Source organism: Luteibacter aegosomatis, from assembly GCF_023078455.1.
In the GTDB taxonomy this organism is placed as follows: domain Bacteria; phylum Pseudomonadota; class Gammaproteobacteria; order Xanthomonadales; family Rhodanobacteraceae; genus Luteibacter; species Luteibacter aegosomatis.
The window spans coordinates 2,504,386-2,527,575 of sequence record NZ_CP095740.1 but is presented as its reverse complement, the minus strand read 5'-3'; the positions used below and the strand labels follow the sequence as shown (position 1 = coordinate 2,527,575).

The window sequence follows — 23,190 nt, the reverse complement described above, 5'->3', positions numbered from 1 at the left end:
TTCCGGCCCACCCGCCTTATCGTAGGCCGTGCCCCATCCCCATGCCGATGTCGTCGATGCCGTCCCGTTTCCCGTCGTACGTTCCACGCTCGATCCGTTCGGTCGGACGCCTGCTGGCGCTGGTCATGCTTGCGCCCATGCTGGCTTCGGCGCGGGACGGGATGGAACTGCGCGTGGATGCCACCGATGTCCTGTCGCGGCGGCAGCATGCTCATCTGTCACTGCCCGTTACCCCGGGTCCCTTGACCCTTGCGTACCCCAAATGGGTGCCCGGGGAGCACCGGCCCAACGGACCGATCACGCAACTGATGGAATTGCGCATGCGTGCGGGCGGCCGGGACATCGCGTGGAAGAGGGACGTCGACGACGCCTTCGCGTTCCACCTCGATATCCCGCCGGGCGTGAGTACCCTGGACATCGACGCCGACTACGTGTCGCCCTTTGCTTCCTTCGGTGCCGGGTTCGGAAAGTCGCCCAACGTCACGCCCCATCTGCAGGCACTCCTGTTCGGCCAGCTCCTGCTGTATCCGGCCGACGCTCCTGCCGACACGTTTCCCGTCCGGGCCAGCTTCCGGCTGCCCGCGGGCTGGGCGTACGACGGCGCCATAAAGGGAACGCGGACAGCCGACGGCACGGTGACGCTGCCCGAGATGCCGCTCTCGCGACTGGTCGACTCGCCTATCCTGGCGGGCGAGCACGTCAGGTCCGTCGCGATTCCGACGAAGGCCGCACGTGCCACGCTCTGGATCGCCGCGGACGATACGGCCGCGCTGGACGTGCGGCAAGGCATGGTGGACACGCTCGCCCGGCTCATGGACGAGACCGTGGCGGTCGTCGGCCCGCCCTCGCGAGCCGATTACACCTGGCTCGTCGCGCTCAGTGACGTATTGACGCACGACGGCACCGAACACCGCGACAGCGCCGACGTGCGCGAGGCCGCGGATTTCTTCCGCGACGCGTCGCGGGCGTATCGATGGACCGTGCTTCCGCACGAACTGTTCCATGCCTGGAACGGGAAGTTCAGGCGGCCTGCGGGAATGGTCACGCGCAACTTCCAGTCACCCGTCGACGATCACCTCCTGTGGATCTACGAGGGGTTGACCCGGTACTACGGCGACGTGCTGCTTCCCGCACGAAGCGGGCTCGCCTCGCGGGAGCAGACGCTCGATTACCTGGCCTACGTCGCTGCCCAGCTGCAGTACGGCCGTCCGGGGAGGATGTGGCGCAGCCTCGCCGACACGGCCACCGCCATTCCGGGCTTCGCGGATGCGCCCTTCGAAGGCAGCGCGGATCGCCGGGGTGCCGATTACTACAACGAAGGCATGCTCGTATGGCTCGAGGCGGACGTACTCATCCGCCGTGTCACGCACGGAGCGCGATCGCTCGACGATTTCTGCCGGCTGTTCTTCGCGCAGCGCGGTGCGCCCATGGACGTCTCGGCCTATGACATGGACGACGTCACGAAGGCACTCCACCAGACGGCGGCGCTGGATTGGGAGGGCTTTTTCGCATCGCGCGTCGATCGGGTGGCGGCATCGGATCCCCTGGCCGGCCTTCGCGGGGCAGGGTGGGACATCGCTTACGACGACGTCCCCAACCCGTTCGCCGAGCTCGTCCAGCAGGACAACGGCACGTTCAATTTTTCGTCCACGCTCGGCGTCTGGATCGACCGTGAAGGAACGATCCAGGACGTCGCCTCGGGCTCCATCGCCGCCCGACACGGCATGGCCAGCGGCTGGCGCATCGTCGGCATCGACGACCGTGCATGGTCGGTGGCATCCCTGCGGAGTGCGCTACGCGACGGTGAATCGTCCCGTACGCCGATCGGGCTGCGACTGGCCTATGCCGACGTGACCCGCACGGTCGAACTCGAATGGCACGCGGGTTTGCGTGAGCCCCACCTGCGGCGGCTTGCCGGCACCCCGGACGTGTTGCAAAAGCTGCTCGCGCCACGTCGTTCCCCATCCCCTCACACGAACCAGGAGCCCCTCCCTTGACGCACGACCAGAAACGCCGGCAGTTCCTCATCCAGGCCGCGACCGGCATGGCGATCGGCGTCGTCGGCGCCGCTGAACCGGGCGATGCGTGGTCCCGGTCGCCCGCGCCCTCGCTGGGTGCGCTCGCCCTGGCCGAGCGCGCCGCCATCGTCGATTCGATGACGGCCCACGGCGTGGAAGGCACCGCGGTGTGCCTGCTGGAGAACGGAAAGCCCGTCTGGGTGGAAGGGTTCGGCAGCACCGGCGGCAGCAAGGCCAGGACGGTGGACGAGACGACGATCTTCAGCATCCAGTCCACCTCCAAGAACTTCACCGCCGTGGGAGTGCTGCTGGCCGTGCAACAGGGCTTGCTCGATCTCGACGCGCCGATATCCCGATATCTTCCCTGGTTCCGGGTCAACAGCCGTTTCGAGGCGAAGCCGCAAGACCGGATCACGCTGCGCCTGCTGCTCAGCCACCGTGCCGGCTTCACGCACGAAGCCCCCGTCGGCAACAACTACGTGCCGGGCACGGAGGGTTTCGCCGAGCATGTCCACAGCATCGCGCAGACCTGGCTTCGCCATCCGGTCGGCAACCGCTATCGCTATTCCAATCTCGGGTTCGACCTGGCCGGCTTCATCCTGCAGGAGCGCACCGGCATGAGCTATGCCCAATGGTTGCGTGAGAAGCTTTTCGACCCCCTGGCGATGCATGAGGCCACGGCCGACGCGACGACCTACACCGCCAACCCGAACCGGGCCGTCGGCCACGTCGAAGGCTACGACGCCGTACCGCGGATCACGCCCCTGGTCGCTTCCGGGGGCGTGTATATCAGCGCGCGGGACATGGCGACTTACGCATCCTTCCATCTCGACCAGGGCCGACGAGCCGGTACCGCGCTGCTGGACGAGCGCCTATGGAAGGAGATGCACGGGTTCGGTCTCGGCGGCGACTACGGGTTGGGGGTGATCCGGAACGAAGCGCGCTATGGCGATACGCCCGTTCGCATCCTCAGCCACAAGGGCGGTGGTTTCGGCTTCGGTTGCGTCTTCGTCTATTGCCCGGAGGCCCGGCTGGCATGGGCGGCGCTGTTCAACCGGTCCGCTTCGGCACCGTACCGCTTCGGCGAAAAACTGATCGACGGCCTCCTCGCCGCGCGCTTCGGCGCCAGGCGCCCGAGGCTCGCGGTCGACGCCATCGCCCCCATCCAGCCAGCGCCGACCGTAAGGAAAGCCGTTCGGGGCGACTACGTCGGTCGCAACCTCGTGGCCGTCATCGGCGAGGACGGCGACGGCCTCCGTTTCCGGTCCGAGGCCCTGGAGGTCGACGGTGCGCTGATCGCCGTCGACCAGGATACGTTCTTCACCAGGGACAAGACGGGGGAATGGGTGGAGTGGCGCTTCAGCGCTCCGTCCGACGGCATGCCGGCCCATCTCGAATGCAGCGAAGGCGAAGCCGGCCTGGACTACAACGACGGTCCGGACGATCCGAAGGGCCCCGACGCGGCCCATTGGTCCGGTTATGAAGGAAAGTACGTCGTCGACCAATGGGGCAAGCCGTCGATGGACGTGCTGCTCGACCGGCGCAACGGCTACCTCTTCATCAACGGCGTCAAACTGGTCGACGAACACGAACGAGGACTGTTCTTCACCAGCGACGGCGAAGCCGTCGATTTCCGCGGGCCGCGGCCCACCTGGAGGAACCTGATCCTGCGCCGCGCATGATCGCCGGGCAGGCCGCCGCTTTCGCCGGTCGTCGTGTGCCGTTACGGGCGGGCGGTCGTCGCGCCCGTCATGGGAGCCCATGACGCCAGGGCCGCTTCCGCGATCACTTCGAGCATTCGCTGGTCGGCGCCGTCGCGGGCCTGGATCGACATGCCTTGCTGCACGGTCAGGTAGTAGCGGGCGAGGCCTTCCAGATCCGTGCCCGGCGCGATCTCGCCGCGTTCGATGCCGCTTCCCAGGTGATCGGCGAGCACACGGATGCATTGCCTTCGCTTGGCCGTGAGTTCGGCGCGCACCGTCGCGCTCGACTCGGTCGCGTGAAGGGCGGAGAGGATCACCAGGCAACCGCGTGGCCTGTCCGCGCGAGTGAATTCGCGGGCCGTGGTCATGAGGAACGCCTTCACCGATTCGAACGCGGTGGGCGCCGCCAGCGCGTTGCGCCAGATGATGCCTCCCTCGGTGTCGCAATACAGGTCCACGGCCTGGCGGAACAGCTCTTCCTTGGAGCCGAACGCCGCGTAGAGGCTCGGTGCGCCGATGCCCATGACCGACGTCAGCTCGGCCATCGACGCGCCCTCGTAGCCCTTGTCCCAGAAGAGTTCCATGGCCTTGGCGAGGGCCTTGTCCCTGTCGAAGCCGCGCGGTCGGCCGCGCGTCGGAGGCGCCGTTTTCATAATTCTATCTCAGTCACTACAGAAAGTTCTTGACAGCGAAAAACCGCCGGCCTAATTTGTGTAGCAGTCATTATACAAATGAGGTTCCCATGTTTCCACTGGAGAAAAAGCGGGCGTTCGTGACCGGCGCCAGTCGCGGCATCGGCGCCGCCATCGCACGGCGGATGGCCGCGGAAGGTGCCGACGTCGCGCTCGGCTACGAGAAGTCGGCCTTCGCCGTGAGTGCCATCGTCGACGAGATAAGAGCACAGGGACGGCGCGCCGTGGCGATCCAGATGGACGCCGCCGACCCGGCTTCGGTCGTGCGGGCCGTGGACAGCGCCGCCCATGCCTTCGGCGGCCTCGATATCCTGGTGAACAACGCGGGCATCATCCGCGGCGGCCCCATCGAATCGATGTCCCTGCAGGACGTGGACGACACCCTCGCGGTGAACGTCCGTTCGGTGATCCTGGCTTCGCAAGCCGCCATCCGCCACATGGGCGAGGGCGGCCGAATCATCTCGACGGGAAGCAATCTCGCCGAGCGCGTGCCGGCCGAGGGCACGAGCCTCTATTCGGCCAGCAAGGCCGCGCTGATCGGCTGGACCAAGGGCCTGGCGCGCGACCTGGGCCCGCGCGGCATCACGGTGAACATCGTGCACCCGGGCTCGACGAACACCGACATGAATCCGATCGATGGCCCGCGTTCGGCCGCGCAGCTCAACCGGATGGCGATCAAGCGTTACGGCCGCGCGGAGGACGTCGCCGCCCTCGTCGCCTTCGTCGCGCGGGATGAAGCCCGTTCGATCAACGGCACGGGGTTGACCGTCGACGGCGGAGCCAACGCGTGAACACGGTGGCCACGGGCCAGGACGCGGTCCTTCGCAGGGTGATATGGATGCTCGCTCCGGCGATCACGCTCGTGGTCGCCACCGAGTTCATCGTCGTGGGGTTGTTGCCGCTGGTAGCCGCCGAGCTGGACACCTCGCTCGCCGAAGCGGGGCGCCTGACCGGGGTGTTCGCCTTTTCCGCCGCGGTGGCCGGGCCCGGCGTGACGCTGCTGGCCAGCCGCTGGCAACCGCGCCACGTGCTGGCGGCGACGCTGGTGCTTTTCGCGGCCGGCAACGTGGTGATGGTGGTCGCGCCGAATATCACGCTCATGCTCGCCGCGCGCGCCGTGCAGGGCGCGGCCTTGCCGGCGTTCATCAGCGTGGGCGCCGCGTCGGTTACCACGCTGGCCCGGCACGACCAGAGGGGGAAGGCCCTCGCGCAGGCCAACGTCGGCTTCGTGCTGGGCGTGCTCGTGGCACTGCCGGCAGGCATCGCGCTGGCGCAGGGCGGACACTGGCGCGCGCCCTTCATGGCCCTGATCGTCGTGTCGTTGCCCGTGTTGCTGCTGGTGTGGTTTCGCTTCCCGACATGTCGGCCGATCGTGCAGGCATCGCGGGCGCAACAGCTCGACCTGCTCCGGCAGCCGGTGTTCCTCATGCACCTGGCGCTCTCCGTGGCGCTGTTCGCCGCGATGTTTTCCTCCTACACGTTCCTCGGCGCCTGGCTCGAAGGCCATTTGGGCCTCGGCGCCGGTGGCGTGGCGATCGCCTTGTTTCTCTTCGGCGCGGCGGGCTTGCTCGGCAACGCCGCCGCGGCGCACGTCGCCGATCGCATACCGGTGCAGGCGACGGCGGCGGTGGTGATCCTGCTGGTCCTGGCCACGAACGTGCTCGGGCTCGTCCCCTCGACGATCGCCTTCGCGGTCGTGCCGCTGGGTACGTGGAGCATCGCGCATACGGCGAGCGTCACCCTGAGCCAGGTACGCGTCACGCTGGCCGGAGGCCATGCGCCCGCGTTCGCCATGACGTTGAACCTGTCGTCCGCCAATCTCGGCATCGCACTGGGTGCCTTCGCCGGCGGCTGGACCATCGATCGCTGGGGCATGGTAGCCCTCGGATGGGCGACGAGCGCCTTCGCCTTGGTGACCGTCGCCCTTTGCATCGCGGTGCTCGTGCGCGCCGGAGGCGCGCGACAGCCCGCCTGACGTGTATTCAACCAGGAGACTCCCATGATCAGCCGTTTGATCCAGCGGGTGACGGTCGCGTTCGCCCTCATGTTTGCCTTGCCGGCGTTCGCCGCGGAAGAATTCCCGGCACCGGAAGGTTTCACGCCGGCGTTCAAGGACGTCGACGGCGTGAAGATCCACTATCTCAAGGGCGGCTCGGGCCCGATGGTGTTGCTGGTCCATGGATTCGGCCAAACCTGGTACGAGTGGCACCAGCTCATGCCCATCCTGGCGAAAGACCATACGGTGATCGCCATCGACCTGCCGGGCCTTGGGATGTCGAGTGCGCCGAAGTCGTATGCCGGGCAGGACGTGGCGAAGACGATCCACGCATTCGCGAAGGCCTTCAGTCCGAACGCGCCGTTCGACCTCGTGTCCCACGACATCGGTAACTGGAACACCTATCCGATGGTGGTCGAGAACCAGGCCGACTTCAAACACGTGGTGTTCATGGAGGCGCCGATCCCGGATGAGAGCATCTATACGTTCCCGGCATTTACGCCCAGGGGCGAGTCGCTCGTGTGGCACTTCAGTTTCTTCGCCGCGGGCGACAACCTGCCCGAGACGTTGATCGCCGGTCGCGAACTGGCGTTTTTCAAGCATTTCATCCTGGCGCACGCCGTCAACAAGGAGGTCTTCACGCCGAAGCTCTTCGCGATGTACGCGAAGTCGTACGCGAAGCCGGTTTCGTTGCACGCCGCCATGGAGTACTACAGGGCGCTCAACGAGACGGAAAAGCGTAACGCGCCGTTGCTCAAGCGGAAGATCACCGTACCTTCGATGGCCATCGGCGGCGGCAGCGAGGTATCGGTCGGCCAGTTCCAGGTCGACCAATTGGCTAAGTACGCCACCTCGATGAAGGGCGTGGTGCTGCCCAACTGCGGCCACTGGGTGCCCGAGGAATGCGCCGCGCCTTTTAACGAAGTCATCGTGGACTTCCTCGCCGACAGGAAGTAAGGGAACGGGATGCGCCTTCCTCGGGAGCCGCATCCCGTTTGCGGGACCAGACAGCGCAGGATTCAAACGTCGCCATGGCACCACCGAAGCGTGACATCGTCATCGTCGGGGCATCCCTCGCGGGATTGACCCTGGCCCTCGCCTGCGCGAAACGTGGCGTTCCCACGCGGGTCGTGGAGCGTACGGTGCGCAAGACGCACGGTGGCGACAACCTCAGCGTCGACCTGGCGTCGATAGCGGCCACCGTGGGATGCGATCCGCGCTCGGCGCCGAAACTGCCCGTGGTGCACGCCTATCGCGATCGCCACCTGACGAGTTGGCCCGCCCTGTATCGATGGTTGCGCGATCGCGCCGGCGAGATGCCTTCCATCACCCTCGAGGAAGACAAGGCCGTCGCGTCCGTCGGTTCGGAAGGCGGCCGTGCCATCCTGACGTTCGACGACGGCGGCATCGTTTCGGCGGACGCCGTCATCGGTGCCGACGGTTACCGCAGCACCGTGCGGCGTGCCGTCGCTTCCGCGCTCCCGCTCGCCCGTTACGCGGGGTACGTCGTCTGGCGCGGCCTGATCGAGGAGAGCCGGCTGGCCTCGCCGGTAGACTGGTCGTCCCACCGCGGCCTGTGGATCGCCTACGAAAACGGCTATCGGTTGGTAGCCGCCGTCCTTCCGGGGCGCGACGGATCCCTCGAGCCGGGGAAGCGGCAGGTGACGTTCGCGTGGTTCGAGGCGGGCAGGGAAGACACGTTACGCGACGCCGGATGCCTTACCGGCGACGGATACGTCATCGGCACGCTGGGCGCCGAGGCCATCGGCCAGGACATCCGGGATGAGCTCGCCTCGCTCGTACCGACGCTCTGGCCGGAGCCATGGCGCGAAGCGGTGAGCGTCGGCGTTCGTCTGCCGAACGCGATGCGAGGCGCGCCCATCGCGGAGTACCGTCCCGAGCGGCTGGCCCTCGGCCCCCTGGCGATCGTCGGCGATGCGGCCCATGTGCTGTCGCCGATGACGGGAAGCGGCTACGCCACCGGCGTGGAGGATGCGGGCTTGCTCTCGGACATGCTGTCGCGTGCCGACCCCGCCGAACCGGTCGCCGACCTGCTGAAACGCTACGAAGCCGCCCGCCTTCCTTACATCCGGGCGTTGGTGAACCATTCCAGGAATTTGTCCGCGGAATTCGTCCATTACGCGTCCACGTTCCGGGACACCGCGTAGCCGCTTCAGCGACGCGTTTTCCTCGCGGGCGCAAGGGCGACCGTCGCATGCGCCTGCGCCGCCGCGAGTACGGCCCTGAACGGACCGGGCTCGCGGTGATGGGCCAGGCGGACGTCCATCGAGAGCTGGAAGTCGCTGACCGCCACGGGATGGATGGCCCGCGCGCTGGGACTCGATACGAGGGTGATACGCGGCACCAGGCCCAGCCCCATGCCTTTGGCGACGAGGCGAAGCTGCAGCTCCGACCCCAGGGCGTCGATGGCGACCCGCAGGCACGCATCCTGTTTGCCCATCGCCGATTCCAACGCCGCGCGATAACCGCATCCCACCGGATTCAGTACCCAGTTCGCATTGACCAGCGCGGCCAGCCGGACGGGGCGCCGGAACGGCATCTGGCTGCGCGATTGAACGATGACGAGGTCCACCGCGCCCACCGTCCGTACCGCGAGGGAGGATGGAACCGGCGCGGACGCCTGGGACAGCACGATGGCGGCGTCCAGCGCGTTTCCTTCCAACCGCTCGACGAGGCCGTGACTCCAGTCGCTGCGAATCTGCAGGTGAACCTTCGGGAAGTCGGCATGCAGCCGCTCGACGACACGCTCCAGTACGCCGTCACCCAGTCCCATGGAAAAGCCGAGCCGGAACGTGCCGCTGGGCTCGGCACTCTCGTCGGCGAGCGACACGAGGGAGTCGACCTGTCGCAGCACCGCCTTGGCGCTTTCGTACACGCGCGTGCCCAGCGGCGTAGGCAGCGGGGGGCGATGCGCCCGATCCAGGAGCACGCCGTCGAGGCGGCTTTCCAATTGCTGCAGACGTCGCGAGACGGCCGATTGCGTGATGTGCAGGCGACTCGCCGCGCGGCTGAGCGACGAGGCTTCCACCACGGCGACAAAGGCCTGGAGATCTTCGATCATCTTGCACCTGACGCATGATATTTATGAAAATTATGCGCTTGCCGCATACCTGGCATCATCCTACGCTGTTCCGGAGCCATTCGCCCAGACAGGAGCACCGCCATGCCACTCGCCCGCATCGACCTCAGCCGCCGGGTGACGCCCGATGTCGTCGGCCGGATCACCGAATCGATCTACGAGGCCATGACCCTGACCGCGAACGTGCCCATCCACGACAAGTTCCAGATCGTGACCCGGCACGACGACGACGAACTGATCTATCCCAGCGAAGGGTATCTGGGCATCGGCTATTCGCCCGACATCGTGTTCATCCAGGTCACCTGGGTGGCGGGTCGTAGCATCGAGGCGAAAAAAGCCTTCTACCGGATGGTGGCCGACCTCATCCACGAGCGAACGGGGATACGCAAGGAAGACGTCTGGATCACCCTGGTCGGCAACACGCGTGAGGACTGGTCGTTCGGGGCGGGAGAGATGCAGTACGCGCCGGTGGCCTGAACGTCGACCCCGTCCGGCTTTGACGATCATGTCCATGCTAGGTTTCGGGATGCCGCCGTCCGGCGGCTCAAACCGATGGAGCGTTCTCATGGAACAGTTGCACATGACCATGCACGACGAGACGACCGCCAACCCGTTCGGCATTCCGATGGAAAAGCCGTTGCAGCGCACCGATCGCGTGTCGAAGATCAATCCCAAGGTCGCCGAGAGCACCGACCTGGGCATGTTCGGTACCCGCCATCCGACCGACGGCGGTTGATGGCCGGGCCGGTCGAGACGATCGCCCGAAGGGGATGACGTACGCCGCCTCTTCTCGCGAGAGGCGGCATTCGGTGCGTGTCGCGTCGCCATGGTGATCGATGCGAGTCAGGCAAAGGTCGAATTAACGGACAGTCGACACTTTGCGCATCGGGACCTCGGCCTCCCGGGTAGACCATGATTCAATGGTTTTTTGCCTGACACGGGATGCCACGACGTGAACCGAGGATCCGCGACCGCCGCCCAGCCCGTCTTGCGAATCCAGTGCCTTGACGGGACCCGGGGCATCGCGGCGCTGTGGGTGCTTGCGGGGCACTGCATGCTGCTGACCGGTTTCAGTCTTCCCATCGTCGGCAGTCCCGATCTCGGCGTCGATCTTTTCGTCCTGCTGTCGGGCTACCTGATGACCTATCAGTATCTGGTCAGACGGCACAGGGAAGACTGGTCGCGGCCGTCCACGTGGCGGGCGTTCTGGATACGCCGTTTCTTCCGGCTGTCGCCGTTGTATTTCCCGCTGCTCATCATCGCGCTGATCGCCGGCGCGGGGATCTACGCCGATCGCGTCTTCATCGACCAGGCGCTGGGCCGTCCCTTGCAGTTGGAAGAGCGCTATGCGGACCTGAGCATCGGCAACATCGCGATGCACCTGACGTACCTCTACGGGCTGTTTCCCGATTACGCCTTCCGTACGCCGTTGCCCGACTGGAGCCTCGGCCTGGAGATGCAGTTCTATGCCGTGTTTCCGTTCCTCATCGTGCTTCATGCGCGCATGGGTTGGTTACGCATGACGGCCGGCGTGGCCCTGGCCGCGTTCGCGGTGGCCCTGGGCCTGAAGGCGCTGCACATCCGCCTCCCGATGCCGTCGTTCCTGCCGTTGAAACTGCACGTGTTCCTCGCCGGTATCCTGATCGCCGCGGCACCGAGGAACGGCAAGCACCTGGTGGCTGCCATGATCCTCATGGCGTTTCCCTATGGCGGGAGCATCGACGCGCTTCACGTGATCGTTCGCGAAGCGCTGGTGGTGGCGTTCTTCCTGGTGGTCAACTTCCAGGACCGTCCCGTCGTCGGCGCGGTATCGCGCACGCTCGGATCGAGGCCGTTCTATTGGCTGGGTGAACTCTCGTACGGGTGCTACCTGATCCACCTGCTCATCCTGCATCCCGTCGCGGCTTGGGTGCTCGCTCATGGTGGCATGACGCAACCGCCGTCCTGGCGATTCATGACGGTCTTCCCCGTGGTGGCGATCGTGACGTACGCGCTCGCGGCCGTGGGTTATCACCTGCTGGAGAAACCCGGCCAACAATGGGGCCGTCGACTGCTCGAGCAACTCAAGCTCGGCGGCAAAGCCTGGCAGACCACCGCCGAGAAGATCGACGCGCCCTGAGCCCGTTCTTAAGGTGATAGACCGTCCGTCGTACTGTCTCACCTCCGGTGCGTACGATGTAATGGGAGCCGTCACCGACAGGGTGGCGCGCAGGGGAACGCCATGAATGTCGTCGACGCCGGCCGCGTGCCGGTCATCGTGATGGGCCAGGGGCCCACGGCACTCGGCATCCTGCGCAGCCTGGCGCTTGCCGGGATTCCCGCCTACGTGGCGTGTCCGCCCGGCGACCTGACCACGCGATCGCGCTGGTATCGCCCGACGCCGGGCGTCGCCTGGGACGGTCGTCCCGGAGCGGCCGCCATGGACGCCCTACGCGACATGCCGCTGAAACGGGCGGTACTCGTCGCCGGTGCGGACGATGCGGCCATGTGGTTGTCCGACCTGCCGTCGACCGAGCTGCGCGAACGCTTCCGGGTATCCACCGCGAGCCGGGAGATCCAGGCGCTACTGCAAGACAAGGCCACGTTCGCGCGGCGGCTCGACCGCTTGGGCATTCCCCATCCGTGCACTTTCCATCTCGGCTCCCTGGCCGACGCGGACGCGGTGCCGATGGAAACGCTCCGGCGCGTCTTCATCAAGCCCGTGAACTCGCAACGCTTCAGCGACGTCATCGGTGCCAAGGGCGTCTGGGTGCATGGCCGCGACGAGCTGAGGGACACGTGGGCACGCCTGCATGTCCAGGGCTTTTCGCTCATGGCGCAGGAATACATTCCGGGACCGCCGACCGAACACTTCTTCATCGACGGCTTCCGCGACGCCGGCGGTGCCTACCCGGGGTTGTTCGCCCGCCAGCGGATGCGCATGTCGCCGCCGGATTTCGGCAACAGCTCCTGCTCCCGCTCGATTCCGCTCGCCGACGCGGACGAGGCGGTCTCGCACGCGTGCCGCTTGCTCGACGATGTCGGCTACAGGGGCATCTTCAGCGCCGAGTTCAAGCGTGACCCGCGCGACGGACGCTTCCGGATCATCGAGGTGAACACCCGTGCGTGGACCTACGTCGAATTCGCCGCGCGCCACGGCGTGAACGTATGCGACATGGCCTGGCGCGATGCGCTGGGCGAACCGGTACCGACGGCGTCGCGGGATTACCCGGTCGGCAAGCTGTGCGTCGACCTCTATCACGACCTGGCCAGCCTTGCCCGAACGCCGACGCTCGGCCTGAAGGGCAGGGCGACCATCGCGATGCAGTGGCTACGGGCGGATCTGCATGTGTTCCGCATGGACGATCCGCTACCGGCGATGCAGGTTCTTGCGAACCTGGCGCGCAAGCGGGCGTCACGCCGGCAGCAGGCCGCCCCGGCGGCGTTGCACGGTTCGGGGCCGACTTAGCCGTCGGACGATCCGGCACCCGGCCAGACGAGTGCCTGCGCGACGATGACGTCGCGTCCGTTGAACGTGGCCGCGGGCGATCCGTGCAACCGATAGCCCAGGTCGAGGGCTTCGGAAACGCGGTGGCAGAACGTGGCGTCGTCCTTGCCGGTCAGGAGCCGATAGCGGGGCAGGTCGTTTGGCGGTGACGACGAGGTCATGGCATCTTCCGTTTCCGTACCGGACGTGGATGATCCCTCATGAGGCCCGCCATCGCCACCGTCGACCCGACTTTTCGCGACGACGACCTCGCGCATCTCGAGGCCCACGGGATGCCATCGCTTCCCGCGCCGCTCGCGAGCGGGTACGTCGATAACGAACACGCCCGCATCTGGCATGCGACCTTCGGCGATGGGCCGCCGGTGGTCCTGCTTCACGGCGGGCTCGGCAACTCGAACAACTGGGGCTACCAGGTTCCGGCGCTGGTCGAGGCGGGCTATACCGCGATCGTGATCGACAGCCGGGGACAGGGGCGTTCGACGCGCGACGCAAGACCGTACAGCTACCACCTCATGGCATCCGACACGCGCGCCGTCATGGATGCGCTCGGCGTCGCCAGGGCGGCGTTCGTCGGCTGGAGCGACGGGGCGGACATCGCGTTGGTGCTATCGCACGACACGCCCGATCGCTCGGCGGGCGTGTTCTTCTTCGCGTGCAACGTCGACGCCACGGGCACCCGGCCTTTCCAGTCGTCCGCCGTGATCGATCGCATCTACAGGCATCACGTGGCCGAGCATGCAGCGCTTTCCCCCACCGCGAAAGGGGCAGCGGCACGCTCCCTTTCCGAATTCGAAGCCATGCGCGACGACCTCGGCGCGATGCAGGCGGATCAGCCCGGTTACGGCCCCGGGCAACTAGGGCAGGTCACCGTTCCGGTGTGGAGCGTCCTGGGCGAGCACGACGAGTTCATCGAGCGCGGGCATGCCGAATATATCGCCCGGACCATCCCGGGCGCACGATTCGTGCTGCTCCCCGAGGCGAGTCACTTCGCGCCGCTGCAACGGCCCGCGACGTTCAATCGCACGGTGCTCCGGTTCCTGGCGGGGCTTGGGCAGATCGCCAACCGTTGGTGAAACGACTCAATCGTGAAGCCGCCGGTTCGCGGGTTTCCAGGGCAGTCGCAGCCATCGGCGACGTCCCGCATCCGACGCATAGACCGCGATCGCGGGAAGGGTGACGAATGCGCTCGTGCCGGTGGGCTCCCCCGGACCGATGGTGAAGTGGCCCGACCAGCGTGCGGTCCTCTCCCGTACGCCCTGCAATCCGAACGATAGCGGCTTGGTCGTGGCGCCCGGCACCAGCCCGATGCCGTCGTCGCTCACCTCGATGTCCAGATGCAGTTTGCCGAACCTGACGTTGACGCAGACGGAGTTGGCCTTCGCATGCTTGCGCACGTTGCGGACGAGTTCCAGGACGATGGCATTGAGATCTTCCTCGGCTTCCGAGCTGATGGGCTTTTCCTCGCCGTCGATGGCGACGACACCCTCGATGCCCGTGTCGGCGAGGCATTCGTCCAGGGCGGCGCGCAAGCGCATGACCAGGGACGTCGACGGCCTGGGTGCCGTGCGCAGGTCGACGATGCGCTGGCGTCCTTCGGCCATGGCCTGTTCGGCGACGCGCAGGGCGCGCTCGAGATGATCCCTGACGGTACCGTCCTTGAGCGAGTTGGCCGCCACGCGAACGTAGAGGAGCACGCCGTGAAGCCCCTGGAGCACCGTGTCGTGCAGTTCGCGGGCGATGCGTTCGCGTTCCATGACCCGGGCCAGCAAGACCGTGCCGAGAACCCGGAGTCGCCAGGCGTAAAGCGCATAGAGCAAGGCGATCGCGACGGCGGCGCACAGCAGCGCGAACCACGCCGATTGATAGAAGAAAGGCGCGATGCGAAAGGACAGGCGGGCCGGCGAGGCGGACCAGACGCCATCCTCGTTGGCGGCGACGACTTCGAAGGTGTAGTCGCCGGGCGCGAGGTTCGTGTAGGTCGCCTCCCGCACGTTGCCCACGTCCCGCCACCCCTCGTCCACCCGCGAGAGCCGATAGCGGAACCTGGCGCGCTCGGGAATGGCGAGGACGGGGGCCGTGTAGCGAAATTCGAGACGGGTGGTGCCGGCGGCGAGGTCCGCGTCAGGCGCAAGCGGTTCGCCGTTGACGCCGAGGATGGTCGCCACCGGCACGCGCGGATTTCGTATCAGGCTCGCCGGGTCGAGCCCGGCCACGCCGGTATCGGATGCCACCCAGAGCCGACCGCCGACACCGGCGATCAGCGAGGGAGCGGGGACCGTATCGCGCAGGCCAGGCCAACCGTCGCGTTCGTCGAAGTGCTGCGCCGGCACGGGTTTTTCCGGGGCGGCCCACCACCGTGCCATGTCGGCCGCGGAGACATGATGGAGTCCGTCGGACGCGTTGATCCAGAGGTCGCCATGGGGCTGCTCGAGGATGCCCGTGCCCACCCGCACCGCGCGACCGTCGGCGAACAGGAGCGTGCGCGTCGGTCGTCCCGGCGCGAGGAACTGCACGCCATGGTCGCCGGTCACCCATACGCCGTCCCGCCGCGGCCACAGGGCGGTGACCTGCCCGACGCCGATGCCCGATGACTGCGTGTAGACGGCCGCCCGTGTTCCGTCATCCTCGATGGCGGCGACCGTGTCGTCGTCGTATCCCAGCCACAAGCCATGATCCGCGCGCCGCGCGATCGCGCGGAGGTTCTTTCCCTTTCCGGGAAGGCCCTCGTCCTGGCCCAAGGTCTCGATGGTGCCTTTCGCCCACCGGAACGCCTGCCGAAAGGCGATCCACACCGAGCCGTCGCGTGCCTGGGCAAGGGCGCGCACCTGCCTCGGCATGCCGGTGATGGCATCGGGCAGGGGCGCGACGGTCACTTCCGTTCCGTCGATATGCAAAAGGCCCTTGTCCGAGGTCATCAGCAAGCTGCCATCCGGGGCCCTGGCGATGGCGTTCACCTGCTTGCCGGCCTGGGGCCACGCCTTCCGGGTGGCACCGAACTCGAACACGCCGTTTTCGGCGGCGACCCAGAGATGGTCCAGGCCATCCGTCGCGATGGCCGGCTTGTAGGTGTCCGGAGGCAGATCGACGGGGTCGAAGCGCCCCTTGCGGAACTGGTCGATGCCCTTGGGCGTCGCTACCCAGATCGTGCCTTCACGATCCCTGATGACGGCCATGGCGGCTATGCCCGTCAAACCGTCCTTTTCGCCGTACGTTTCGACGATCGGCGGATCCGTCGCCGGGCCCCGTCCCGGCCAGACGATGCGCACCACGCCCGCGTTCGTCCCACACCACAGGGCGCCTTCGTCGTCGAGGCTCTCGTCGGCGAGCTGGTTATCCGGCCGCCACATGCCGCCGGGACGCCCGAGTTGCGCCGCGCGGTAGTCGGCGACCGTCCGAAGTTCGAACGTCGAGGCATCGGGCGGTTTCCGTAGCGCGCTGTGCTCGCGCAGGAGCCACACGGATTGGTCGGGTGTGACGAAGCCCTGCTGGATGTATTCCCGCGGTCCGGGTTCCGTCGACGGGAAGCGTTGCCAGGCGATCCCGTCGAAACGGTAGAGCCCGTTGGTGCGAACGGCCCACAGCGTGCCGTCCCTGGTTCGGGCGAAGGACAGGACCGAGCCGGCGCCTTCCTTCCCGGGAGACACCTGCGCCTTGCCGTCGGCGATGCGCGTGATGTAGCCGGTCCGATCGCCTACCCACAACGTGCCGTCCGGCGTGGCGAGCAGCGCCATGATCTGCGGATGGGGCAACAGGTGGCTGAGACTGCCGTCGAAGGTGACGCCGTCGAACTTGAAGAGACCCGTCGGACCGCCGAACCAGAGGTAGCCATCCGCATCCTGCGTCATCGCCCAGACGCCGGCCGGCGCCCCCTCGCTCGCGGGGAAGGCACGATGGATCCATTGCCGGATGGGACGATACGCGGGGGCCGACGGCGCGTCCGCAAGGACGGTGGATGCGTACAGGAGCAAGAGCAGGCCAGGGATGGCCAGCAGGTGCTTCAGCGGTCGACGCATCGGTGTTCCCCAGGACGGTTTCGACCGATTGTGGCCATGGCTTACGGGGAGGTCCAGCGATGCATGCCTTATCGGCGGAGTAGGCGCCAACCCTCGCTCGTCAGGAGGTCCTGCGTATCGGGATGGTTGCGCATGTAGTTGGCCACGAAGTCGCAGGCGGGTTCGACCAGCAGGCCTTGCGCCCGCGCCTGTGACATGGCCACCCGCATCAGCTGGATGCCCACCCCGTCGGCGATGAGGCTCTGGGAAATATCGACGCGGACGAAACGCAGCATGCCCGGTCCGCGTTCGTACCACGCGCTCGCGCTCTGGCGGCCGAGCTCCGCGACGAAACGCCCTTCGTCGGGCGCATCCCTGATAACGATGTCCGCTGCCATGCTGACGCCAATGGAAGGGCCGGCATGCCGGCGACGGCGAAATCGTAGCGTGTGGATCAAGGGCCGGCTTGTATTATTGGCGTCACGGAAGCGACGGTTCCGGCATCGCCGCACGAGGCCGCCCGCCACGCCCCATCGTCGCGGTTTCCGTTCCGGGCCCCCCATCCTGGGGGTTTGTCCCGCGGCCGATGTTCTTATCCTGCTAAGCAACCACGCCTTCGGCGCGTAGCATGCGCACCATTCCTTCTTTGCTGGAAGTCCACCATGTCCTCATCCACCCAACCCGTCGGCGCCATCGGGCGGGGCACCCTGTTCGCCATGGCACTGGCCGCCGGTCTTGCGGTCGCTTCCATCTATTACAACCAGCCCATGCTCGGCGTGATGTCCGATGCGTTCCACGACGCGCGGGTCGGCGGATGGATACCCACGCTCACCCAACTCGGCTACGCCGCGGGACTTTTGTTCCTGCTGCCACTGGGTGACATGCTCGAACGGCGCAAGCTCATCGTCGTGCAGTTCGGCGTGCTCGCCCTGGCCCTGGTGGTGATGGCGATCGCTCCCGGCCTGCCCGTGCTCGCGCTCGCCTCGGTGCTGGTGGGTGCGGCAGCCACGGTCGCCCAGCAGATCGTGCCTTTCGCGGCCATCCTTTCCGCGCCGGAGAAGCGCGGCGCCGCCATCGGCACCGTCATGAGCGGCCTGCTCACGGGCATCCTCCTCAGCCGGACGCTCGCCGGTCTCGTGTCGAGCATGGCGGGATGGCGCGCCATGTTCTGGCTCGCCGTGCCGCTGGCGGTGCTCGGCGCGGTGCTGATGGCGCGCAGCTTGCCGGCACATCCTCCGGCGAAGCGACTTCGTTACGGCGACCTGCTGGGATCGCTCATCCACCTCTGGCGCGACGAGCCGGTACTCCGTCGCGCGGCCATCACCCAGGCGCTGCTCTTCGCTTCGTTCTCGGCTTTCTGGACGACCCTTGCACTTCGCCTGGCCCAGCCGCCGCTCAACCTCGGCGCGGCGTCGGCGGGACTGTTCGGAATCGTCGGGGCGGTGGGCGTGGCCATGGCCCCCGTGGCGGGGCGGGTGGCCGACCGCCGCGGACCCGCACCGGTCATCGCCCTCGGTGCGGCGGCGACGATCGTGGCGTGGCTCGTTTTCGGGTTTTCGTCAGGCCTCGTCGGCCTGGTCGTCGGCGTGATCGTGCTCGACTTCGGCGTGCAGATTTCCCTCGTCTCCAACCAGCACGTGATCTATGGCCTGCACCCGGAATACAAGAGCCGGCTCAACACGCTCTTCATGACCACGATGTTCGTGGGCGGGGCCCTCGGTTCGCTCTTGGCATCCGTGGCGTGGGGCCATGGCGGCTGGCTCGCGGTCTGTGTCCTCGGCGGCGTGCTTCCCATCGGCTCATTGCTGCTCAGCCTCGCCCGGCGTCGGGCTCCACGCGCCCAGCAGGAACACTAGGCGGCGGCCGGGGCCTTGCGCCCCGGCATGCGGCGTGCGGGAGCACGGGTCACCTTTCTGCTATCCCGAACCGTGGGTGTTGCCGACACTCGGCCCGTCCTGCCCAACGGTGCCTTGTCATGCCAGCTCACTCATCCTTCCCGCGTCGTCCGTTCCGCGGAATGACCGCACTCCTGCTTGCCACGCTCACCGCATCCGCCGCGCATGCCGCCGACGAGGCCGACGAGGGCTTCCTGAAAATGCCCCTGGGCAAGGTCACGGTCATCGCCCTTTCCGACGGCCGCTTCACGCTTCCGGCATCGACGCTGATGGTCGAAGCCCGCAAGGGCGAAGTGCAGGAGGCGCTCTCGAAGGCCCACCTCAGCGACGACGTGCCGACGTCCGTCAATGCCTTCCTCATCGATACCGGCGACAAACGCATTCTCATCGACACCGGCTCGGGCGCCTTTCTCGGCGCGACGCTGGGCCAGGTCAGCCAGCACCTGCAGGCGGCGGGTTACCGCCCCGACCAGATCGACGAAGTGCTGATCACGCACCTGCATGCCGACCATGTCGGCGGACTCATCGACCGCGGCAGGATGGTGTATCCGAACGCCATCGTGCGCGTCGACGCCCGCGAGAAGACCTTCTGGGAAGACCGTCGCAACGTCGGCCAGGTCGACGCCTCGGTGAAGGCCACGTTCGACGCGGTCGCGACGGCCCTCAAGCCTTATGAGGCGATCGGGCACGTCAAAACGCTCGCTTCGGGCGAAACCGTCGGACCGGGGATCACCGCATGGAGCGAGCCGGGTCACACGGCGGGGCACACCGGCTACCGCATCGTGAGCGACGGCAAGGTGCTGCTCGTGTGGGGCGACCTCGTCCACCTGGCGGCGGCGCAGTTTCCCGACCCGAAGGTCACCATCCGCTTCGACAGCACGCCGGCCGATGCCGTCCGTAGTCGCGAAAAGGCACTCGCGGCGGCGAGCAAATCCGGGTATCTGGTGGCAGGAGCCCACATGGCGTTCCCGGGCATCGGAACGGTGGGCAAGGCCGGCAGCGCCTACACATGGACGCCGGTCGAACGATAGGGACGAAAAGACAAGACCGGCGCGGCCGATATACCAGGGGATGGGGCGGCGTCCGGTGGGGACGGGTCTTTCGCAAGAAAGTTATGCCGATTTCGTGTAGCACCTATCAAGATTTTGTGGTCAAGGCCGATAAGTCGGGCGATGCCGGGAGCATTTGGTGGCGCGGGGCGTTCCTCGACGCCGCCATCGTTCCCTTGGCAGCGTATCCATAGGGCCGGGGGGGCCGACTTGCTGGCAGGGGACACTATGCAGATTTTGAAGCTCGCTTCACGAAACAAATTGATCTTTGGCGGGTTCGCAGCCATTGCCGTCGTCGTCGTCGTACTGGTGAGCATCGTCTATGCCTCGCTCCAGGCGTTGGCCGAATCCACCCGCATGGATGTGCACACGAACGAGGTGCTTCGGACCGAAGCCCGGCTTCTGACGGGACTGGTGGATATCGAAACCGGAGAGCGCGGATACCTTCTCACCGGCAATGACGCTTCGCTGGAGCCCACGCGGCGCGGGCAAGCCGAGTACGAGGATGCCTTCCAGGCACTGCGTCGCCTGACGGTCGACAATGCGGCGCAGCAACGGCGCCTGGACGATCTGGATGCGAGCTACCGCACATGGATGGCCGATGCGATCGAGCCGACCATCTCGCTGCAAAAAAAGCAGGGCACGGTCGGGTCGACCAGCGCCGAAGCCGTTGCCTTCATGCGGCTGGGCAAAGGCAAGCTGCACATGGACGGTATGAGAGACCTGTTGGCGAAATTCGTCGGCGCCGAGACGGTACTCCTCAAGGAGCGCTCCGCCCGCGACGAGGCGACACACACGCGCAGCCGGGTGGTACTGCTCGGCGGCGGAGTACTCTCGCTCATTGCCATTCTGGGCGTGGCGACCGCGCTGATCCGCAGCATTCTGACTCCGCTGCAAGGTGCCTCGGCGGTCGCCGCGCGCATTGCGGACGGCCATCTCGGCGAGTCCGTTTCGGTCACCCGAAACGACGACCTGGGTCGCATGCTCAACGCGCTGCATACGATGGACGAAAACCTGGCCCGCATCGTCGGATCGGTGCGTCGCAACGCGGTACAGGTCGAGTACGCGGCACGCGACATCTCGGCGGGCAACGACGACTTGTCCAGTCGTACGCAGGAGCAGGCGTCCTCGCTCGAAGAGACGGCCGCGTCGATGGAAGAGATGTCCTCCGCCGTCAAGCAGAACGCCGAGGGTGCCGCGCTCGCCCGACAGATCTCCCAGGGCTTGCGTACCGAAGCGCAGACCGGCGGCCAGGTGGCCGTCGACGCCGTGGAAGCGATGAAACAGATCACCGACGCCAGCCGAAGCATCGGCGAGATCGCGGTGCTCATCGACGAAGTCGCCTTCCAGACCAACCTGCTCGCCCTGAACGCGGCCGTCGAAGCCGCCCGGGCCGGTGAGCAGGGACGCGGCTTCGCGGTCGTCGCGGCCGAGGTTCGCAACCTTGCCCAGCGTAGCGCCGCCGCGGCCAAGGACATCAAGACGTTGATCGGCACGACGGTCGAGCGCGTGGCGTCGGGCGCCGATCTGGTGGACAGGACGGGCCGCGCCCTGGTCGACATCGGCAGCAGCGCAACGCGCGTCGCGGACATCGTCGCCGAAATCGCAGCCGCTTCGCAGGAGCAGTCCGCCGGGGTCGAGCAGGTCAACGGGGCCGTCGCCGCGCTGGACGACGTGACCCAGCAGAATGCGGCGCTGGTGGAGGAGGCGAGCGCCGCCAGTCGCCAGGCGCTCGAACTGGCGCAGGAGCTCCTGCGCCAGGTGGCCTTCTTCAAGCTCGGGGACGAGGTCGCCGGCGCTACCGCGGCGCCGGTTCACGAAGCGCATGCCGTCCGAAAGGAGACCCGGTCCGTCACGGTGGACCGACCGAAGGCGCAGGCGTCTACACCGGCGTTAGCTGGGGAGTGGAGCGAGTTCTAACGCTCTTTAGCGTAAATGCCCCGAAACGAAGCGCCATGCCATGTATAGCGTTGCCGCGCGGTATGGCGCACCCCTTCATCACTTATGCAGACGATCGTACGGCGATCCCGCATCCCCAAGCCGAAAAGAAAGCCGACCGCACAGGGAACGGTTTTCTCGGCGACGATAGCGCGATTTTCGTAGTGCCAGTGGCCTACCACGGACCACTCCGATGGCAAGTTTTGCTGGCGGATGACGAAGGATTGCGCGGCACCATGAACCAACCACCTTGCGGATACCTGCTAACCACTAGCGCAGGTAAAAAATCTGAATAATGCCGACGGGCAGTGAGCTTGACGGCTTCCCTATTGCTGGTTACATCTCGTAACGCGCACGCCATGAGGAACGGGTGGCGGACAGCGGAGCAAGGGATGGTTATCAGTCGAGCAGCGGTCGTCGCCGGAGCCATGTATACGCAACGCAATACCACCCATGTTGAGCAGGCTGGCTTGCAGCCTGGTCGCACCATATTCGGAGATGCAAAGAGAACGCAAGAGGTCGAGTTTTTACATGAGGGAATCCATCAGAGCTCCGAAGAAAGGAAAGCTCTAGGATTTTCCGGGCAAATACGGATGGGTAGCGATCAAGATGCTCATCAAGACGCTTATAACGATGCAGCGAGTTCCTTTTTGGGGCCAGACCAATGAACGTCGTGGCAATGATCCTGGCTGTTGCTGGCGCTTCGTGCTTCGATGATACCGTCCATTCGATTAGCGATCTCACCTGCCCGATACGGTATATAGATGAGCGACAAGGTTATTTTATCGGCATCGAAAAAAATAACGCTTTGATAGGTACTGCTATCCGCGATATAAAAAGTCCTTCCAGTGATATGCCGCAAGCCGACGGGCCAGTTGAAAATTGTTCGTCCCGTGCATTCAAATGTCGATCTATCGGTGGTCTGGTATTCGCGATCCCGACGGGAGCGGAGCATTCTGCACAATATTCAGGTGGACCACATATAGTAATTAGGCGTCTCGCCAATGGTGGATGGCATGGCTCTGCAACGTGCTCAATGGTTACCCGAACCGGCTGCGCATCGCATGTTGATGCGAAAAAGCTCGTTGAGGCCTACCAATACGACGTCGATCAAGCAGGCGTCGTGACGTCGGTAAAAATTCAGCATTGGAATGACGAGGGGAGGCTGTTAAAAGCCTACGACTTGGTTCTCGTGAGCGAGATTGGACTCAAGTTGAATTGATCCAGCGCGTTTGACACGGGCGGATGAATTGAGATCACGGCAATCGTGGCCTCTCCTTTTGTGTTCTGTCTAAGTTGCGTCGACGTTTGGGCGTTTGC

Annotated in this window: 20 protein-coding genes; 15 read left to right on the top strand and 5 right to left on the bottom strand. The window is 66.1% G+C overall.

Annotation, left to right across the window (positions count from 1 at the left end; translation table 11 throughout):
- The first annotated feature begins 56 nt into the window (after positions 1 to 56).
- Both L2Y94_RS11350 and L2Y94_RS11345 read left to right on the top strand, forming a co-directional pair.
- The gene (locus L2Y94_RS11350; protein ID WP_247366547.1) at positions 57 to 1,997 is read left to right on the top strand and encodes a M61 family metallopeptidase; all 1,941 of its coding nucleotides are present in this window, start codon (positions 57 to 59) and stop codon (positions 1,995 to 1,997) included.
- On the top strand, positions 1,994 to 3,700 hold the full coding sequence (locus tag L2Y94_RS11345; protein WP_247366546.1) for a serine hydrolase domain-containing protein: 1,707 nt from the start codon (positions 1,994 to 1,996) through the stop codon (positions 3,698 to 3,700). Before L2Y94_RS11350 ends, L2Y94_RS11345 begins: the two co-directional genes overlap by 4 nt.
- Positions 3,701 to 3,741: 41 nt before the next feature.
- On the opposite strand, the gene L2Y94_RS11340 is transcribed toward L2Y94_RS11345, so the two are convergent.
- Positions 3,742 to 4,374, bottom strand: a complete 633-nt coding sequence (locus L2Y94_RS11340; RefSeq protein ID WP_247366545.1) for a TetR/AcrR family transcriptional regulator — start codon at positions 4,372 to 4,374, stop codon at positions 3,742 to 3,744.
- 89 nt (positions 4,375 to 4,463) lie between these two features.
- Here L2Y94_RS11340 and L2Y94_RS11335 point away from each other — a divergent pair, with 89 nt between their 5' ends.
- The 4 genes from L2Y94_RS11335 (at position 4,464) to L2Y94_RS11320 (ending at position 8,577) form a co-directional block, all read left to right on the top strand.
- Positions 4,464 to 5,204, top strand: a complete 741-nt coding sequence (locus L2Y94_RS11335; protein WP_247366544.1) for a 3-oxoacyl-ACP reductase family protein — start codon at positions 4,464 to 4,466, stop codon at positions 5,202 to 5,204.
- The gene (locus L2Y94_RS11330; protein WP_247366543.1) at positions 5,201 to 6,388 is read left to right on the top strand and encodes an MFS transporter; all 1,188 of its coding nucleotides are present in this window, start codon (positions 5,201 to 5,203) and stop codon (positions 6,386 to 6,388) included. Before L2Y94_RS11335 ends, L2Y94_RS11330 begins: the two co-directional genes overlap by 4 nt.
- 24 nt (positions 6,389 to 6,412) lie before the next feature.
- On the top strand, positions 6,413 to 7,366 hold the full coding sequence (locus L2Y94_RS11325) for an alpha/beta fold hydrolase (protein WP_247366542.1): 954 nt from the start codon (positions 6,413 to 6,415) through the stop codon (positions 7,364 to 7,366).
- Positions 7,367 to 7,440: 74 nt separating this feature from the next.
- On the top strand, positions 7,441 to 8,577 hold the full coding sequence (locus L2Y94_RS11320) for an FAD-dependent monooxygenase (RefSeq protein ID WP_247366541.1): 1,137 nt from the start codon (positions 7,441 to 7,443) through the stop codon (positions 8,575 to 8,577).
- A gap of 5 nt (positions 8,578 to 8,582) precedes the next feature.
- Here the strand turns inward: L2Y94_RS11320 and L2Y94_RS11315 are convergent, their stop codons facing one another.
- Positions 8,583 to 9,491 (bottom strand): LysR family transcriptional regulator, encoded by a 909-nt coding sequence (locus L2Y94_RS11315; protein WP_247366540.1) that lies wholly within the window; start codon positions 9,489 to 9,491, stop codon positions 8,583 to 8,585.
- 102 nt (positions 9,492 to 9,593) lie between these two features.
- On the opposite strand from L2Y94_RS11315, the gene L2Y94_RS11310 reads away from it, so the two are divergent.
- The 4 genes from L2Y94_RS11310 (at position 9,594) to L2Y94_RS11295 (ending at position 12,957) form a co-directional block, all read left to right on the top strand.
- Complete coding sequence (locus tag L2Y94_RS11310) at positions 9,594 to 9,986, top strand: tautomerase family protein (RefSeq protein WP_247366539.1); 393 nt, start codon at positions 9,594 to 9,596, stop codon at positions 9,984 to 9,986.
- 88 nt (positions 9,987 to 10,074) lie between these two features.
- The gene (locus tag L2Y94_RS11305; RefSeq protein WP_247366538.1) at positions 10,075 to 10,245 is read left to right on the top strand and encodes a hypothetical protein; all 171 of its coding nucleotides are present in this window, start codon (positions 10,075 to 10,077) and stop codon (positions 10,243 to 10,245) included.
- Between the two features lie 216 nt (positions 10,246 to 10,461).
- On the top strand, positions 10,462 to 11,628 hold the full coding sequence (locus L2Y94_RS11300) for an acyltransferase family protein (protein WP_247366537.1): 1,167 nt from the start codon (positions 10,462 to 10,464) through the stop codon (positions 11,626 to 11,628).
- A gap of 102 nt (positions 11,629 to 11,730) precedes the next feature.
- Positions 11,731 to 12,957, top strand: coding sequence for a carboxylate--amine ligase (locus tag L2Y94_RS11295; RefSeq protein WP_247366536.1), 1,227 nt, complete (start codon positions 11,731 to 11,733; stop codon positions 12,955 to 12,957).
- Here the strand turns inward: L2Y94_RS11295 and L2Y94_RS11290 are convergent.
- Complete coding sequence (locus L2Y94_RS11290) at positions 12,954 to 13,157, bottom strand: DUF1737 domain-containing protein (protein ID WP_247366535.1); 204 nt, start codon at positions 13,155 to 13,157, stop codon at positions 12,954 to 12,956. The genes L2Y94_RS11295 and L2Y94_RS11290 overlap by 4 nt on opposite strands.
- Positions 13,158 to 13,196: 39 nt before the next feature.
- Between L2Y94_RS11290 and L2Y94_RS11285 the strand changes: the two genes are divergently transcribed.
- Positions 13,197 to 14,069: an alpha/beta fold hydrolase gene (locus L2Y94_RS11285; protein WP_247366534.1), complete on the top strand. Its 873-nt coding sequence runs from the start codon at positions 13,197 to 13,199 to the stop codon at positions 14,067 to 14,069.
- A gap of 6 nt (positions 14,070 to 14,075) precedes the next feature.
- Here L2Y94_RS11285 and L2Y94_RS11280 read toward each other — a convergent pair whose 3' ends face one another.
- Entirely contained in the window at positions 14,076 to 17,009 is a 2,934-nt protein-coding gene (locus tag L2Y94_RS11280; RefSeq protein WP_247366533.1) for a sensor histidine kinase, read from the bottom strand.
- 68 nt (positions 17,010 to 17,077) lie between these two features.
- A complete protein-coding gene (locus tag L2Y94_RS11275) occupies positions 17,078 to 17,386 on the bottom strand; it encodes a GNAT family N-acetyltransferase (RefSeq protein ID WP_247366532.1) in 309 nt (102 codons plus the stop codon).
- A gap of 264 nt (positions 17,387 to 17,650) precedes the next feature.
- Between L2Y94_RS11275 and L2Y94_RS11270 the strand changes: the two genes are divergently transcribed.
- The 4 genes from L2Y94_RS11270 to L2Y94_RS11255 all read left to right on the top strand — a co-directional run bounded on the left by L2Y94_RS11270 (position 17,651) and on the right by L2Y94_RS11255 (position 23,092).
- On the top strand, positions 17,651 to 18,844 hold the full coding sequence (locus tag L2Y94_RS11270) for an MFS transporter (RefSeq protein ID WP_247366531.1): 1,194 nt from the start codon (positions 17,651 to 17,653) through the stop codon (positions 18,842 to 18,844).
- 161 nt (positions 18,845 to 19,005) lie between these two features.
- Complete coding sequence (locus L2Y94_RS11265) at positions 19,006 to 19,914, top strand: MBL fold metallo-hydrolase (RefSeq protein ID WP_247366530.1); 909 nt, start codon at positions 19,006 to 19,008, stop codon at positions 19,912 to 19,914.
- 246 nt (positions 19,915 to 20,160) lie between these two features.
- Positions 20,161 to 21,852, top strand: coding sequence for a methyl-accepting chemotaxis protein (locus L2Y94_RS11260; RefSeq protein WP_247366529.1), 1,692 nt, complete (start codon positions 20,161 to 20,163; stop codon positions 21,850 to 21,852).
- A gap of 691 nt (positions 21,853 to 22,543) precedes the next feature.
- Positions 22,544 to 23,092, top strand: coding sequence for a hypothetical protein (locus tag L2Y94_RS11255; protein ID WP_247366528.1), 549 nt, complete (start codon positions 22,544 to 22,546; stop codon positions 23,090 to 23,092).
- Positions 23,093 to 23,190: the final 98 nt, after the last annotated feature.